This is a genomic window from Cupriavidus sp. DF5525 (assembly GCF_040149425.2).
Lineage (GTDB): Bacteria > Pseudomonadota > Gammaproteobacteria > Burkholderiales > Burkholderiaceae > Cupriavidus > Cupriavidus pickettii_A.
Window position 1 is genome coordinate 613,632 of sequence record NZ_CP168266.1, and the last position, 15,399, is coordinate 629,030.

General features: G+C 61.2%; 14 protein-coding genes and 2 pseudogenes. 5 read left to right on the forward strand and 11 right to left on the reverse strand.

Going from position 1 to position 15,399, the window contains the following annotated elements; genetic code table 11:
• Window positions 1–70: 70 nt before the first annotated feature.
• The 5 genes from ABNX08_RS24020 to ABNX08_RS24040 form a co-directional block, all read right to left on the reverse strand.
• A complete protein-coding gene (locus ABNX08_RS24020; RefSeq protein WP_349604467.1) occupies window positions 71–856 on the reverse strand; it encodes an ABC transporter permease in 786 nt (261 codons plus the stop codon).
• Window positions 853–1,710, reverse strand: coding sequence for an ABC transporter permease (locus ABNX08_RS24025; RefSeq protein ID WP_022538197.1), 858 nt, complete (start codon window positions 1,708–1,710; stop codon window positions 853–855). Before ABNX08_RS24025 ends, ABNX08_RS24020 begins: the two co-directional genes overlap by 4 nt.
• A gap of 18 nt (window positions 1,711–1,728) precedes the next feature.
• Window positions 1,729–2,751 (reverse strand): extracellular solute-binding protein, encoded by a 1,023-nt coding sequence (locus tag ABNX08_RS24030; RefSeq protein WP_349604464.1) that lies wholly within the window; start codon window positions 2,749–2,751, stop codon window positions 1,729–1,731.
• Between the two features lie 87 nt (window positions 2,752–2,838).
• Window positions 2,839–3,858, reverse strand: a complete 1,020-nt coding sequence (locus ABNX08_RS24035) for an ABC transporter ATP-binding protein (protein ID WP_051370007.1) — start codon at window positions 3,856–3,858, stop codon at window positions 2,839–2,841.
• 161 nt (window positions 3,859–4,019) lie between these two features.
• Window positions 4,020–5,420 carry an aspartate aminotransferase family protein gene (locus tag ABNX08_RS24040; RefSeq protein ID WP_022538200.1) on the reverse strand — a complete coding sequence of 467 codons (1,401 nt, stop codon included), beginning with the start codon at window positions 5,418–5,420 and terminating at the stop codon, window positions 4,020–4,022.
• Between the two features lie 428 nt (window positions 5,421–5,848).
• On the opposite strand from ABNX08_RS24040, the gene ABNX08_RS24045 reads away from it, so the two are divergent.
• Window positions 5,849–6,595, forward strand: coding sequence for a TetR/AcrR family transcriptional regulator (locus tag ABNX08_RS24045; protein WP_022538201.1), 747 nt, complete (start codon window positions 5,849–5,851; stop codon window positions 6,593–6,595).
• 324 nt (window positions 6,596–6,919) lie between these two features.
• Here ABNX08_RS24045 and ABNX08_RS24050 read toward each other — a convergent pair whose 3' ends face one another.
• From ABNX08_RS24050 to ABNX08_RS24060, 3 genes and pseudogenes are all read right to left on the reverse strand, one after another.
• A complete protein-coding gene (locus tag ABNX08_RS24050) occupies window positions 6,920–7,501 on the reverse strand; it encodes an NAD(P)H-dependent oxidoreductase (RefSeq protein WP_041681737.1) in 582 nt (193 codons plus the stop codon).
• Window positions 7,502–7,542: 41 nt separating this feature from the next.
• Window positions 7,543–9,030: a carboxylesterase/lipase family protein gene (locus ABNX08_RS24055; protein ID WP_041682006.1), complete on the reverse strand. Its 1,488-nt coding sequence runs from the start codon at window positions 9,028–9,030 to the stop codon at window positions 7,543–7,545.
• A 451-nt stretch (window positions 9,031–9,481) separates the two neighbouring features.
• A pseudogene (locus ABNX08_RS24060) lies at window positions 9,482–9,647 on the reverse strand (integrase); the annotation flags it as partial.
• Window positions 9,648–9,807: 160 nt separating this feature from the next.
• Between ABNX08_RS24060 and ABNX08_RS24065 the strand changes: the two are divergent.
• Complete coding sequence (locus ABNX08_RS24065) at window positions 9,808–10,863, forward strand: medium chain dehydrogenase/reductase family protein (RefSeq protein ID WP_022538204.1); 1,056 nt, start codon at window positions 9,808–9,810, stop codon at window positions 10,861–10,863.
• A gap of 80 nt (window positions 10,864–10,943) precedes the next feature.
• Here ABNX08_RS24065 and ABNX08_RS24070 read toward each other — a convergent pair.
• The 3 genes and pseudogenes from ABNX08_RS24070 to ABNX08_RS24080 all read right to left on the reverse strand — a co-directional run bounded on the left by ABNX08_RS24070 (window position 10,944) and on the right by ABNX08_RS24080 (window position 13,176).
• Window positions 10,944–11,701 (reverse strand): IS5 family transposase gene (locus ABNX08_RS24070; RefSeq protein ID WP_374063706.1). Its coding sequence is split into 2 segments (ribosomal slippage): window positions 10,944–11,371 and window positions 11,371–11,701, totalling 759 coding nucleotides; the frame shifts between segments, so codons are not numbered across the junction.
• A gap of 1,025 nt (window positions 11,702–12,726) precedes the next feature.
• Window positions 12,727–12,831 (reverse strand): annotated as a pseudogene (locus ABNX08_RS24075) (DUF3597 family protein); the annotation flags it as partial.
• Between the two features lie 33 nt (window positions 12,832–12,864).
• Complete coding sequence (locus tag ABNX08_RS24080) at window positions 12,865–13,176, reverse strand: AraC family transcriptional regulator ligand-binding domain-containing protein (RefSeq protein WP_022538207.1); 312 nt, start codon at window positions 13,174–13,176, stop codon at window positions 12,865–12,867.
• A 142-nt stretch (window positions 13,177–13,318) separates the two neighbouring features.
• Between ABNX08_RS24080 and ABNX08_RS24085 the strand changes: the two genes are divergently transcribed.
• Genes ABNX08_RS24085 through ABNX08_RS24095 form a run of 3 tightly spaced genes read left to right on the forward strand, consistent with a single transcriptional unit; the run spans window position 13,319 to window position 15,356 of the window.
• Window positions 13,319–14,380, forward strand: coding sequence for a 3-keto-5-aminohexanoate cleavage protein (locus tag ABNX08_RS24085; RefSeq protein WP_022538208.1), 1,062 nt, complete (start codon window positions 13,319–13,321; stop codon window positions 14,378–14,380).
• Entirely contained in the window at window positions 14,377–14,967 is a 591-nt protein-coding gene (locus ABNX08_RS24090; RefSeq protein WP_022538209.1) for an alpha/beta hydrolase, read from the forward strand. The genes ABNX08_RS24085 and ABNX08_RS24090 overlap by 4 nt, the downstream gene beginning before the upstream one ends.
• Complete coding sequence (locus tag ABNX08_RS24095) at window positions 14,964–15,356, forward strand: carboxymuconolactone decarboxylase family protein (protein ID WP_022538210.1); 393 nt, start codon at window positions 14,964–14,966, stop codon at window positions 15,354–15,356. The genes ABNX08_RS24090 and ABNX08_RS24095 overlap by 4 nt, the downstream gene beginning before the upstream one ends.
• Window positions 15,357–15,399: the final 43 nt, after the last annotated feature.

Below are 15,399 nucleotides of genomic sequence, written 5' to 3' on the forward strand. Positions count from 1 at the left end.
GGCTGACCGGGCGATGCTTCCGCGGCGAATGGCTGAAGTTAGCCGAGGCCTGTCGATACCTGTTGAGTTGTCATGGCTTTCGTCGCGTCAGCCAACGTACAAGAAGCAAGACTAGCGCCGTCGCGGTAATCAGAACGGTCGCCACTGCGGTGATGGTCGGTGTGATCTCCAGCATCAGGTCGTTGTACATTTTCTTCGGCACGGTGTTAATCGTGCCCGCTAGAAAAACGCTCACGATGACTTCGTCAAAGCTGATTACGAAGGCAAAGATCCAGGCCGCGGCTAGATTGGGCGCCAGCGTCGGCAACACCACCCGTCGCATGGTCTGTGACCAGCTCGCGCCCAGACTCCATGCCACCTGTTCCATGCGAATATCGAAGCCTCGGATCGCCGTGTTGAGCACCATGACCACGAACGGAATAGCGAGCAGGGTGTGTGCGAGAACCAGGCCCGTGATTGTCCCGAGCAGATTCCAGCGGGCGTAGAAGAAATACAGCGCTATCGCGATAATGACGCCCGGCACGATCAGTGGCAGCATCAGATTGGCTTCGGCCAGCGCGCGCCATTTGGATTGCCCGCGAACCAGGCCATAGCTCGCCAGGCTACCGAGCATGACTGCCGCGCTGGCGGTCAGCATCGCGATCAATGCGCTGTTGGAGAAGGCATCAATCCAGTCAGCATCCGACAATAGAATTTGAAACCATCGAAGCGACCATCCCGGTGGCGGAAAGGTGAGGGCGTTTGCTGAAGAAAATGACATGGGTAGCACGATGGCCACCGGCATCAACAAGTACGCGAGGGTCAGCAAGGCCCAGGCCCGGAGCCAAAACGCAGACACTGTACGTGGCGCATTCATGATTTCGTCTCCGTCATTCGAGTCAGGCGAAGGAAGATCGCAAAGACTCCGAGTGCAAACGCGAGTAACGCTGTTGATATTGCGGCCGCCAGTGCCCATTCCGACGTCTCGTTGATCAGCGTGTCAAGAAGGTTGCCCAGAAGTGGCACCTTGCCCCCGCCGAGAATGGCCGGGGTGATGTAGAAGCCAAGGCTCAGCATAAACAACAACAAGACGCACACACCCAGCGCGGGCAATGACAAAGGGAAGAAGACGCGCCAGAAGATCTGCCGCTTGGATGCGCCTAGCGACGCCGCCGCCTGCAGCAGTCGATCATCGATACGCAACATGGCAGTGAGGAGAGGCAACACCAGAAAAGGCAGGAGTATATTTGCCATGCCAATCGTGACGCCAACTTCTGAGTACAAAAGCGTCAACGGCTCACGGATCAAGCCCGTGGCGAGGAGGGTCCGATTCACCAGGCCCGCGTTTCCCAGGACAACAATCCACGCATAGGTGCGAACCAGGATGCTCACCCAGAATGTCATCAACACCATAGTCATGACCACAGCGCGGCGGCGCTCGTCGAGTCCGCGCATCCAGTACGCCAGTGGATATCCAAGAAGAACGCACACAATCGTAGCGATCAGGCTCACGCGCAAGGTGTCCACGAAAACACGAAAATACGCCTTCGTCGTCCACGCTTCTTTGAAGTAATGCAGGGTGAGACCAGTACCACCGTGCACCGACTTCGCCAGCAGACCGCCCAATGAGTAATCAAAGACGATCAGGAAGAGGGCCAGCAGCGGCAGAGCGCGCCAGCCGTTTGCGTCGGGCATAATTCGATGCCAACGCGAGGAGGACACAGTAGTCATGGTGCCACCTTGGGGTGTTCAAGCGTTCAGGAGGAAGTTCGACCAGACCTTGTTCACTCCCGGTCCGTTCTTCTGCCACCATTGGGCGTTCTGTCTGAACTGGGCCTGCAGGTTGGCCTTTGCAGTGGGAAAGGACTGGAACGCCTTGGCGCCCAGGAGGCCTTCAAGTTGCGGGCTGTTGCCACTCAGAGGCAACACCTTTGCCGCGACCATCTGATTCTTCGCGACGGTCACCTCATGCAGAAACTTCATGGCCAGGTCTTTGGTGGCGGGGTGCTGTCCGCGCGGTACGACAAGCCAGGCAATATCGTACATGCCTTGATTGAAGGTTGAGCGAATTCCCGGCTCCCGTTCGATACCGGCCGACCAGGTCACCGCATACTGGACTTCGTTGTCCTTGAGCAGTTGCAGAGGTTGTGTTCCCGTTTTCCACCAGACCGAGACATGGCTCTTGATGCTTTCGAGCTTTCGCATGGCACGATCGACATCAAGAGGGAACAGGCTCGCCGGGTCCACTCCGTCTGCCAGCAAGGCGAATGGCAGCGTGTAATGCGGATAGGCAGACATGCATCGCTTGCCAGGAAAGCGTTGGACATCGAAGAAGTCCGCCCATGTCTTTGGCGCCGGGTTGCCATCACGCCACGCCATGACTGTGGAGAAATACTGATAGCCCATGCCGTAGTCATCGCGGGCCTCAGGGAACATCGGGTCAGGATGAATTGCCGCCCAGTCCAGCTTCTCCAGTAAGTTGAGTTCACGTGCTTGCGCCAGGGTTGACGAGCCAAGCTCGAACAGCGCCGCATTGATACGGCCGCTTTCCACCATCGCACGCAGCTTGCCCAGGGACGAGGGTGCCTCGCGAACCACCCGCACTCCGTACTTCTCGGTAAAGGGCGGAATATAGGCGGCGGCGATGGATTCACCAGTGGTCCCGCCCGAGTCGATCAGTCGAATGCTCGTGGGTGCTGTCGCAAATACCTTGGGACAGGCTACGACTAGGGAGGCTGCGGGTGCGGACAGCAAGAAGTCGCGACGGTTCATGGAAAGTTCTCCAGGGTTGGGATGTGTGTCTAGGCCGTTGGAAGCGGGAGGAGGCGGATGCTACGGACGCTGCGTGATATCGCCGATTCAGGTGCAAGGCCAAGCGTCTTCGGCACGCCAGGAAGCGTGGACGCGCTCCCCCGGGGAAATGCTCGCGGCAGGGGCGGTGGCCGGGATATTGGCCACTATCTCGCCACCGCCGTCTAAGGCGATGTGCTGGCGTATGGATGGCCCCAGGTAGACAGTGTGACGAACATGGCCCGACACACCGAAGCCGTCTTGTTCCCGGTTAATCCTGAGCCGCTCAGGACGCACGACGGCTTGGCCGCCATCGGGTGTTTCGACGAAATTCGCCATGCCGAGAAAGGTCGCGACGAATGGATTGGTCGGCCTCAGATAGGCTTCGTTCGGAGGCGCTACTTGTTGCAGTCGTCCTTTATCGATGATGGCCAGGCGGTCGGAAAGAGACAGCGCTTCCTCCTGGTCGTGCGTGACCAGGATCATGGTCACGCCAAGAGAACGCTGCAACTCCTTCAATTCAACTTGCAGGCGTTCGCGCAATTGCCGGTCCAGTGCGCCCAGGGGCTCGTCCAGCAGCACGATCGATGGCCGAAATACTAGTGCACGCGCAAGCGCGACCCGCTGCTGCTGACCGCCTGAAAGTTGCGAAGGCCGCCGGTTCCGGACTCCCGTGAGTTGAACTCTTTCCAGCATCTCGTTGACCTTCTCGGCGATCTCGTGTCGTGGGCGGCGTCTGATCGAGAGCGGAAAGGCCACGTTGTCGAAAACCGAGAGATTGGGAAAGAGCGCGTAGTTCTGAAACACCACGCCAATGCCGCGCTGAGCCGGCTCAAGGGCAGTGACGTCACGGTCGCCAATCAAGATCCGGCCGCGACTGGGTGCAGCCATCCCCGCGATCAGAGATAGCAACGTTGTTTTTCCAGATCCGCTGGGACCCAGGATGGTGAAGAGCTCACCCGGCTTAACGTGCAGGTCGATCTCATGCAGCACCGTCGTGCTGCCATAGGATTTGCCTAGGCCTTCCAGCGTGATCGAGTTTGAGCGCGGTGATGCCGCGCCACTGGAATCTCCCTTCAAGGGGAGCATGTTCGGCTTCGAGTTTGCACGGATGATTCGGTCCCTCGTGGTTTCCATCGAGTTCAACCTTTCGTGGCAATGAGTCTGCATAGGCGGGCCGCGCCCGGGCCGAGACCCGGGCGGCCAAGTCCGCCATGATTGTTCAACTGCAGGAGAGCGCTCGGTCTAATTCAGCCAAGCAGTCGTTGTTCCCACTCGCTGAGAGAGGTGTCCAGCCGATCCATCATGTCGTCGATCTCGTCGGGCTGAATGCACAAGGGGGGAGCGATCATGATTGGCAAGCCGCGGCGTAGCGCCGCGCTGCGACGGGGGCCGTATAAGGTCCCATAAATCGCCAGGCCGTTTTTGAGGGCATAGGCCTGGAAGAGTCGTTCTGCTCCTTTTCCGACGTCGAAGTATTCCCGTCGCTCCTTCGACTCAACTAGTTCGATCGCCATGAACAGCCCCCAGCCGCGAACCTCAACCACCGTGGGATGTTCCTTCAGCCTCTTGGCGTGCTCGAACAAGTGAGGGCTCATTGCGGCGGTTTGCTCGACCAGCTTGTCTTCCTTCAGGATCTGCAGTGTTGCCAATCCTGCCGCACAGGCCATGGGGTGGCCTTGGTACGTGAAGCCGTGCAGGAAATATGCGCCGCCCTTGCGGAAGGGCTCGTTCACCTTATCGCTCACCAGCACAGCGGCGAGCGGCAGATTTGAACCCGAGATGCCTTTGGCCAGTGTCATCAAATCCGGCTCGACATCGAAGTGTTCCATTGCGAACCACCGGCCCGTCCGGCCGAACCCTGTTACCACTTCATCCGCGATGAGGAGTACGTTGTGCTCGTCGCAGATGCGGCGGATTTCTCGCCAATAGCTTGCGGGGGGAACAAGGCCGTAGTCCGCGCCGACGCCATGCGGCGTGGCAATGAAGGCGGCCACGGTATCCGGGTTATTGAAGTACAACACTCGCTCGAGCTCTTGCGCACACTGCACGCCCCATGCGTCGCGCCCCATGCCCGGTGGCATGTGAACTTCGCTGTATTGGGCCATGTGAAGCCAGGGGGACATGACTGGATCGAAGGTCTTTCTGTAGCCGGGATTGCCTGCCAGCGACATGGTTGCCAGCGTCATGCCGTGATAGGACTCAAAGTAGCTGACCACCTTGAATTTGCCGGTCGCCCCGGTCAGTACGTGATACTGCCTGGCAAGCTTGAGCGCGGAATCGACCGCTTCGCTGCCGCCACTGCAGAGATAAACGGCGTTCAGTGATGGCGAGGCGATGGCCACCAGAGCCTCGCAGAGCTCTGCGCGTCTGCGGTTGGCAAACGTGGGGTGGACGTACGCATAACGATCGAACTGTTCACGCAGCGCCGCCTTCATCCGCGGGTCGCCGTGGCCAATGTTGACGGACATCGGGCCGCCAGACGCATCGATGTATCGCTTTCCCTCGGTGTCGTACAAATACACGCGTTCCGCGTAGGCGAGTTCCACATCGAACGGGTGGTGCGAAAAGCAATGACGCCACGCCCCCTCGGGGGCCAGCATGCCGGGCAGGTCATGGTCAAGAGGGCTAACAGGTGAATGGGAAAGCATGCTGTCTCCTTCTGGGAATAGGGGGCGGTCGCAGGGCGTGAAGTCATGCATCCTCATTGGGGCGGCACGCACGACGTTGCTGTTGTTGTCTGCTGACGGACGAATGCTATAACGAGTGTTATACAATTACAATTGTCGCGGCGTCAGGGATTACGCGTATGGAACGGGTGTCGCTGGGGGGCGCGGTAAAGCCTTCCAGGTTAGGTGCATGACCGGTTACATTAATCGTTGCTGCGCGGCGTCTTCAGGTTGGGAGTGTGCAATTCACCACCTGGAACCGCAGGGTGGGATTGCTAGGCGCAAGCTCGGCCAATGCTCGACTCCTGGCCGTGCCGCAAGATGACGTCTTCACTTTTTGCGCCATATTCCCGAGCCGATCGCGTCGTCCGCGGAAATCGGTAGTTCTCTTAAATTGCTAGCTCTCTTCCATGACACAAGCCAAGAACTTGGAGACGCCAGATGGTCGTGATTCCGCGACCACCAAAGCCGAGACCAATGCGCGGAGGCGGCGACCCGGGCCAAAGGTCGGGGATCACGAAGCCAGGCGCGCGAGCTTTCTTGCGGCCGCAACCGCTGTGGTCGCGCGGGAGGGCTATGCCGGAGCTTCCTTGCGAAAGGTGGCGGAGGAGGCGGGCTGCACCACAGGTTCCTTGCTCCACTATTTCGAGAATAAGGAAGCGATGATCAAAGCTCTTGTGGAAAGCCACTTTGACAAGTTCGAATCCTTCATGGCGCCTGTCCATGACCCGAGCGATATCAAGGCGACTTTCAAGCGCTTCGTGACCTGGACCAACGCCGAGGATCCGGGACAGTGGTGGCTCGTGCAATTTCAATTGCTAGCCCAGGCGAAATGCGATCCGGCGCTCGCTGCCGTCTTCCAGCGGCGCAACGCCCAGTATCGGAGTAAGCGTGTGGCGCTACTGGAGAGGGGCCAGGAAGAAGGCCTAGTCCGCAGCGATGTCCCTGCAGACCTGCTCGCCGACCAACTTAGCGCGATGGGCGACGGCTGGATGATGATGCTCCCCATTGAGCCGGAGCGATTCACGCCGAGCCGCATCGATGCTCTTCTGGACGCCGTCATCACGGTGATAAGCCCACCCGGACCGCCACCTGCGAAAACAGATCCTATGAAGCCGGCAGTCCGCAGCCGCCGCCCAAATAAGACAGTCACCTAGCCGATTGAAATGTTGGTCTCAGCGATTGCCGCGAAGACCAAACGCCGACTGACTTGGGCTGGAGATGCCCAAGAGCGCGCAGCGGGCCGAGTAGAGGCGAAGGATCGGGGCGCGCCCTTAACGTCTACTTCAACCGTTCCGCGTTGGGGATACGGCGGGCAGCGCCAAGTTGTGGAGAGAATCAAGGGCGCTTGCCGACCCTTCTGAGCCATTCAGACTCGCCGAAGGCGAAGGGCCGGTTTGGCCGATGAATGGACGGAGGCAGGGAGCCACCACAACGACGGCAACCGCCCAGGAAGCGCGCATGTGTCTGCCAAGTTCCGGTCAGTTCCCGTGCGCACCATGTGCACGCATGTTTTCCAGCCAACGGGTACGTGTCCTCTCGTCGGCAAAGGTAAGCCCATACAGGTTCTCGCGGATCGGCTTGATCCCGGCGAAACTCAGCATACTTCGCTCGAAGCCGCGGACTCCATATGCGCCAAAGTACCAGCGATACAGCAGCGCCGGCATTCCCATGGTCACGACGATCCGTGCCGAGCGGCCGGCGAGCAGTCGTCTGGGGAACCCTTTCTCCTTGTAATCCATGGCAAAGCCGGGCCGAAAGATGTGTTCGAGAAAACCCTTGAATAGCGCCGGCATGGTTCCGTGCCATAGCGGAAACAGGAAGACCCAATGCTCCGCCCAGCGCAATTCCTCCCTTGGCTGCTCCAATGCAGGAGGCAATGTGCCAGTCTCGAACTCAGCCTGCGTGCGAAGCAGCGGGAAGTCGAGCTTCGCCACCTCGATGCGCCGTACGTCGTGTCCTGCCGTGGTCGCGCCTTGAGCGTAGGCGTCCGCCAGCGCATGCAGCAAGCGCTGGCCCGATGGGTCTGGATGCCCCTGGATGATCACGATACGCTTGGACATGTTGCGGGCGAAGCTGTCCGGGAGACCAGCGGTACGACGCACTAAGGCGCGCCGTGCCAGAGGGCAAGCCTCACGGCCAATGGGTCCTCTACCACGGCAGAGGGCGTGTCGAAGCGCATCGTTGACCTGTGGACCGGATCGTAGATGGGCCAGCCGCAATCGCCATTGACCGCGAACGCAACCCAGGCCCGGTGCATCGCGTCGGCGAGCGACTGTGGTGGTGTTGGGCCGACGAGCGCCTCTGCTCCGGGGCCCAGATTATCGAAGATGAATGGTATCTCCACCCCATGCGCAGCGCCCAGACGACCTCCCAACTGTGGCGAACGCCAGGCGAACTCATACATGTACGTCGAAACCCGGGCATTCGCCGCGTGGGCGTCTGCGAGTCGAACGGTAGGGATGCGCCAGTACCAATCCGTCTGGATCTCCGAGAACAGGTCACCAGCGGTGGCCGTGGGATGTGCTGCGCGGTAGCCGCTCAGGCCTTCGGCCGACAGGCCGTACGCGGCCACCAGCGCCAGGAGTGAGGCCTCGGTAATGCGATCTATGGCTCCGCTGGGGACCAGAAAGAGCCGGGTCTCCTCGGTATTCGAACCGACCAACAGTGCTGTGTTCGCGGCCGCTCCCGCGCGAATGGCGTCGATCGGGGGGGCAGGAAGAATTGCTCCATCGACCGTAGGCGCCCACGGGAGGTTGCTAAGCGCAACCTCCCCCCAGAAAGCCGGGTCCGGATCGGCAGTCAGTTCCTCGCGCAATTGCGCCTGTGCCTGCAGAACCTGCTCGGGCGTGGTTGAGGCAATCGCCTCTCTGGTGGGATCGACCTTCAGGAGGGCCGCCAGCCTGTGGCCAATGCGTTTCGCCGTGGCGGCCGAAGTGACATGGGGTGTGTTTCCGCTTTCCACGATTGCCCGCCGAAACAGCCCTTGCGCGCGTGGCACGGTAAGGAGGGTTGCGACGCTCATCCCGCCGGCCGACTGCCCGAAAATAGTGACCTGACCTGGGTCCCCGCCAAATGCATCAATGTTCTGCTGCACCCACTCGAGCGCGGCGATCTGGTCAAGTAGTCCGAGATTGGCGAGACCGTCGCCCAGATACAGGAAGCCCTCCGCGCCCACCCTGTAGTTGATCGTGACGCACACCACCCCGTCGCGCGCGAAGCGGCGGCCGTCATAGATAGAGGTAGCCCCGGTTGCATGGAACTCGAACATCCCACCGGGAATCCAGACCAACACCGGGCGCCCGGGTGCTCCGGGTTCAGGCGCCCAGATGTTGAGCGTTAGGCAGTCCTCGCCCCCGCCAACGAGTTCTCCGAGTGCCTTCGCGATGCCGGGCGGGTACGCAATCTGTGGCGATTTCGGCCCAAATGAGAGCGCATCCCGCACGCCACGCCAGGGTGCTGCGGATTGCGGCAGTCGCAGCCTGTTCATGCCGAACGGTAGGGCAGCATATGGGATGCCCTTGAACGCGTACACGCCATCGCACCGGAGGCCTCGCACCTTGCCAAGACGGGTTTCGACAATCGGGTACATGGCCGGCTCCCCCGAAAGGTTGGCACTTGGATAGTGAATAGTCATGAAGGGCCGTGGCTGCTTTGTGCTGGATCAAGAGCAAGCGAGTCTTGGATGTCCCCGCCCCGACATCGGCGGCGTTCCAATTGCTGAGGATCACCGACCGTTTCAAGCTCGGGAACCGCGCTTCGCACCGTTTTGAAAAACCCATTAGGACAGAATTGGCCCGGCTTGCCCTGAGCGGCACTATCTGCAGTCGAAAGCGCTGGTGTCGATCGCGAGCCGCGTATTGCTGCTAGCAACTATTCTTGCTTGTCCACTCAAGTCGCCCGCCTCAACGGTATTGGCGGCGTACGCTTTGGGGACGAACTCAGGGCGGTCGCGCGAGTGGCCACATTGGAAGGAACTTCCGCCGTTGGGTGCCAGCTATTGGATGGCAGAAACTGGCAGTTACTGGGCCGGCAAGCGACCGCTAGCCGGCCACGCACCTCACTCCAAGAGAGCGCGCTTTGTTCTCAAGTGGTATGGCCGACAAGCAATTGAACAGCACGCAGATTCTTGGTCCGTCGATAGATCAGTGATGCTTTGGTGCGTCGGATGGAATGCATTCCGTAGGCTGAATCGTCAAGGCCAATGCTGCGGCCCCCCCCGTTGACTTAGGTCAACCGCGCTACCGAGATAGCACCTAGTTTTAATGCAGAGGCTGCGTACATACGAGCGGCTAGTCTCAAGGCTTTGTCGTTATGTGTCGCCGATCTGCGACGTTGTTGTGGTACGAGGCGGATACTCTCCAACGCTATGAAACACAGGCGCATCATAGTCACCAACTACGGCGGGCCCGATGCGCTTCACGTAGTGGAGGAGGAATGCCCCGAACCCAAGGTCGGCGAAGTGCGGGTGAGGGTGCTGGCAGCAGGTGTGGGCCAACCGGACCTAATGATGCGCGAAGGCTTTCACCCCGAAACGCCCCCGCTGCCTTTCACGCCCGGTTGGGATCTGGTCGGCATGGTGGATAAACTAGGCAGTGGGGTCTCCGGGGTTGAACCCGGTCAGATCATTGCAGCATTGCCGATCAGCGGCGCATACGCGGAGTTCGTCTGTCTGGCTCAGCGCGAACTGGTTCCCGTGCCTCCGGGAGTGGACGTGGCCGAGGCTGTCAGCCTCGTACTGAACTACGTTACTGCGTACCAGATGCTGCATCGCTGCGCCAAAGTCGAGCCGGGTCAGCACGTCTTGATTCACGGTGCGGCGGGCGGTGTTGGTTCGGCACTATTGCAGCTTGGGCGCCTCGCTGGGCTGCAAATGTACGGGACCTGTTCATCGCAAGATGCGATTGCGGTTTCTGGCCTGGGCGGCATACCCATTGACTATCAAAGGCTTGATTTCGTGGAAGAGATACGCCGCCTGACGGGTGACGGCGTAGACGTCGTCTTCGACGGGATCGGCGGCAGCCACATCTGGCGTTCCCGCGACGCTGTCCATCCCCGCGGGAAAGTCGTAGCCTATGGCCTTACTGCCTCGCTACGTGGGGGACGCCAGGCATCAGGTCGCTCGGGGCGCCGTAACCGCTTCCAGCGACTTGCGATTTTCGGTGTGTGTATTGTTGGAGGCTGGCTCCTCCCGGGCCGGAAGCGGGTGGTCCCCTACAGCATCCAATGGCTCAAGCGGATGAAACCGGCATTGTTCCGGCAGGACTTGACTGTTCTGCTGGACCTACTTCAACAAGAGAGAATCAAGCCGCTGATTGCTCGGAAATTCTCTCTTAGCGAGGCAAGACTTGCGCACGAGTTGCTCGGCGAGAAAGGCGTGGCCGGCAAAATCGTGCTCATAACTAACGAGGCATTGATGGGGTGACCGACGCCAAGCTCGAAAACTCGCAAGTCAGGATTGGCCTGACTGAGGCGAAAGGGCGAGCATGAAACGCTAGGGTCTGTTCACAATTGAACCAATGGTCCGAAGGCGCTGGCGAGCGATGCGAAGACGAGATAGCTGTCGGCTCGCTTGTCGTACCGAGTGGAGACACGGCGAAAATGCTTGATGCGGTTGAAAAAGCGTTCGACCAGATTGCGGGTGCGGTACAGGGCGCGGCAGTAGCGTCGCTTGCTGATCCGGTTCGAGCGTGGCGGAATGACGGCCTTGGCGCCTGCGGCGCGAATCGACTGCACGAAAGCGTTCGCATCATAGCCCTTGTCCGCGATGATCGCTTGCGCGCGCAAGCCCTCGATCAGTTCTGCCGCGCACGAGATGTCCGCAGCCTGTCCTTCGGTGAGAATCAGCCGCAGCGGCCGCCCAATGGCGTCGATTGCCAGATGCAGCTTGGTACTCAGTCCACCGCGGGAGCGTCCGATCGCTTGCGGGCCACTTTTTTTAATGCGCCTGCCGAATGCTGGTGTGCTCTCACGATGGTCGAATCGATCAGGATGTGTTCGATCTCGCCCTCGCCGGCCACCGAATGTGCAACGCGCTGCCAGACGCCGTCGCGCCGCCATCGCGCGAAACGCAGGTACACGGTGTGCCAGCGGCCAAACTCCACCGGAAGATCGCGCCAAGGGCTGCCCGTGCGGCCGATCCAGAGCACCGCTTCGACAAACCAGCGATTGTCGGCCGCCGTTTGGCCACGGTCGCCTTCCTTGCCCGGAACGATGTCCTTGATCTTCTGCCATACCTCGTCGCTCAACAGCGTCCGGACCATCTTGCCTCGCTCGCGCAAAAGACAAGATGTAAACACATTTATTCAAATGTAAACAGACCCTAGCCTTTCCAAGCCCAATGATCCAATGATCGATTGTCGATCCGGAGCCGACGTCCGAACGTCCGACCGATGGCATCGGCGAATGTCGTCCCCCTGGCCGGCTACTGCCGCTGCGCTCCCCCAGATTCGCAAGCGCGTGGACAGGATTCACTTGACGCCAGCGTTGCCAGGGCGGGGCAATAAGGTTCGATAAGTTGTGCTTATCGCGTGGTCGCCACACGAAGGGGCCTTGGTGACCTTGTATCCGAGACAGCCAGGTGCCAAAGGCAAGGAAGCGTAGCCGGAAGCCGGAACTGCAGCCGTTGAAAGCGCAGTATGCCGAGGTGGCGGTGGCGACGGCTCAGGTGCAATGAATTGAGGGCTGCTTGCGGGCAGCCATTTGGAGAACGATTCGGCGGCGCACGACGCGAGCGCCGCCACTGAGGCGCCCACCCGAGCCGTCATTGGATAACGACCGCCGCCATCGCCAGCCAGACGCCGCGCGGCACCGCATCAAACTGACGGTCGCCGCGCGGCCGCGCGTACCGTCGGCAAGGCACGTGATGCGGGAGCCGAACACCTACTGGCCCAAGATGCACGCGGGCTTGCCATCACTGATGCGGGGATACACGCGTGGCACCTGACTGGCTGGTGCCCCAACTCGCCATGCATGCCGAGGCCGTGTGCGGCCTGGTCACCGTCGATGACGGAGCCTGCACCCGCCGCACGTGCCGGGCCGCTTCTTCGCACGTACCGGCGACAGCGCGAACATCGGCGTGTTCACGGCGCCAACCTGGGCGTCTGCTCCCACGCTTATCGGCGTGCCGGCGGGTGTCCCCCGCAAGCTGCCCACGAAGACGTCGCCCTGATCCAGCAGTTGATGGCACCCGCAGGTCATCGCGAGTGGCCGCCCGCGAGGCCGCCTGCGTGGCAGATTTGCCGATCGCCTCACCATGCTGGCCGCCGCTGCGGTCCGTATCAAATTCTCAGTTCGTCAGATCCTTCGGAAGTTTTCCGCCATTTGCAGCCAATTCCTGCATAAGTCGCTTCTGTAGCCATATGTTCATGGCGGCAGAATCGTTCATATCGCCGTGCAAGTTGCTCGACACGAAATTGGTGTTGTGCTAGCGGCGTAATCGCCGTCGGGTGTTGCGGTAATGACAAGGGTCACCTGTGGGGCAGAACTTATCGAGGGGCTTTTCCGCAGATGTGGTCAGCCTGAGGCCGAACGCCTCCATGTCCGAGGTTTGCGCGCAGTGGTTCAGCAAGCGGCATACCGCCTCCATGCCGATCAGGGTCTCGCTGTCGTCGAGACACCGGCGCGGCAGGCCCGCCTTGCGCATCATCGCCAAGGGGTCGAGTCCAGCCGACTGCGCCAGGTCGGCGAAGCCCGTCAGGCTGGCACTTCGGATGAGGTGGGGCTGGTCGGTGGACATTTTCAAAAGTTTTTGATCCGTTACATCTAATCAATTCTACGCGACAACGGATCAATTCTGCCGAGGCGGCGACCCGCATCATATCTACAAGCGCGGACACGGCCTGCCTTCGCAGACTCCGCAGCCTACAAAGGAGAACACCATGCACTTCCTAGACGGGGCCCTGCTGCCCGAAAACCAGGAAAAACTTGTCATCACCGCCGCACCGTATGGCCCGCAATGGGAGCCGGGCGACTTTCCATCCGACATCCCGGTCACGATCGAGGAGCAGGTGCAAAAGGCAGTGGACTGCTACAACGCCGGCGCCACCGTGCTCCATTTCCATGCCCGCGAGGACGATGGTTCTGGCTGCAAGAACCTCGACCGCTTCAACGAGCTGCTATCGCGCCTGAAGCAGGCGGTGCCCGACATGATCATCCAGGTCGGCGGCTCGATCTCGTTCGCACCGGTCGAGGAAGGCGCGCCCGCCGAGTGGCTGAGCGACGAGACGCGTCACATGCTGGCGCGCCTGAAGCCGACGCCCGAGCAGGTCACCGTGGCAGTCAACACCGGCCAGATGAACACGGTTGAGATCATGACCCCTGAGGACTGTGCGGGAACCTCGTTCGAGCGCAAGGCGGTCTACGACGCCTATGAGGAGATGATCGTTCCGGCCGGGCCCGCCTGGTTGCGCGAACACCTCGCCCAATTGGCGGCCAACGGCATCCAGCCGCACTTCCAGATCACCATGAAATCAGGCCTCGTCACCCTCGAGCGCCTGATTCGGCGTGGCCTCTACAAGGGGCCGCTCAATGTGAACTGGGTCGCGCTCAGCGGCGGCTTCGACAACCCGGACCCCTACAGCATGATGGAGTTCATTCGCCTTCTGCCCGATGGGTCGACGCTCACACTGGAATCGCTGATGCGCGCCACCCTGCCGATCAACACCATGGCGATCGCCATGGGCCTGCACGTTCGTTGCGGCATCGAGGACACGATCTGGGGCCCCACCGGCGAGCCGATGTCCAGCGTGAAGCAGATCGAACAACTGGTGCGCATCTCGCACGAACTGGGACGGGGCGTCGCGTCGGCCCAGGAGGCGCGCGCAATCTTCAAGATCGGCACGCAGTACCAAACGACCGAGCAGACGCTCGCCGAGTTGCGTTATCCCACCGCACGCCGTCCGGTCAGGCCGGCGCTGGCGGAACGCAAGGTGGCAGCATGAAAGACCTTCATGAAGTGACAGTTGTCACGGTGCCGGGGCTGCGCGAGGAAACACCGGCGCACTGGCAGGCGCTGCTGGCCGGCGAACTGCCCAACGTGCGCTCGCTCCCTGCTCTGGGGCGCACCAACATTGATCTGAATGCGCGGGTCGCGGCAATCGACGCCGCAGTACTGGCGGCCCCGGCGCCCGTCATCATCGTGGCGCACAGTGGCGGATGCATTGCGACAGCGCACTGGGCGCGCCGCACCAGCCGGAAGATCCTCGGCGCCCTGCTGGCGACGCCGCCGGACCTAGAGCAGCCTCTGCCGCCCGAATTCCCTGCGCTGTCGGCCTTCGCCGAAGCGGGCTGGACACCTATGCCGAAGGGTCCGCTACCTTTCCACTGCATCGTGGCGGCGAGCCGCAACGATCCGCTGGGAGAGTTTGCAAGGGTGACGGACATGGCCTCCGGCTGGGGCGCGGAACTGGTCGACCTGGGCGAGGTCGGTCATCTGAACCCAGCGTCGGGCTATGGGCCATGGCCCGCAGCATACGCGCTGATTCGCAGGCTGGCCCAAAGCCAAGCCGTGTCGGGAGTCCTCGCATGAGCCCAAGCCAAACGCCCACTTGTGATGCCTTGCACGCGCAAGGCCACTGGAATCCCGATTGGGACGCCATGGCGTCTCTGGCGCCGGACTGGACCGAGCAGTTTATGCGCATGGTCAGCTTTCCACTGAACTCCCCCGCGCTCGACTCGCGGACCTTCGAGCTGGTCTGCATCGCGATCGACGCGTCTGTGACCCACATGTTCGCGCCCGGCACGCGACGCCACATTCGGCGAGCGCTCGATCTCGGCGTGAGTGCCGACGAGATCGTCGCCGTGCTGCAGCTCACCGCCACGTTGGGGCTGCACACCATGAGCATGGCGGCGCCCCTGCTTCAGCAGGAGCTGCGCGAGCGCCAGGCCACGGCCAACGAGCCGCCGCAGGAGAGCTAAAAGGTCGGCGTGCAGTACAACACGATTGATGAACCGCGGGCCG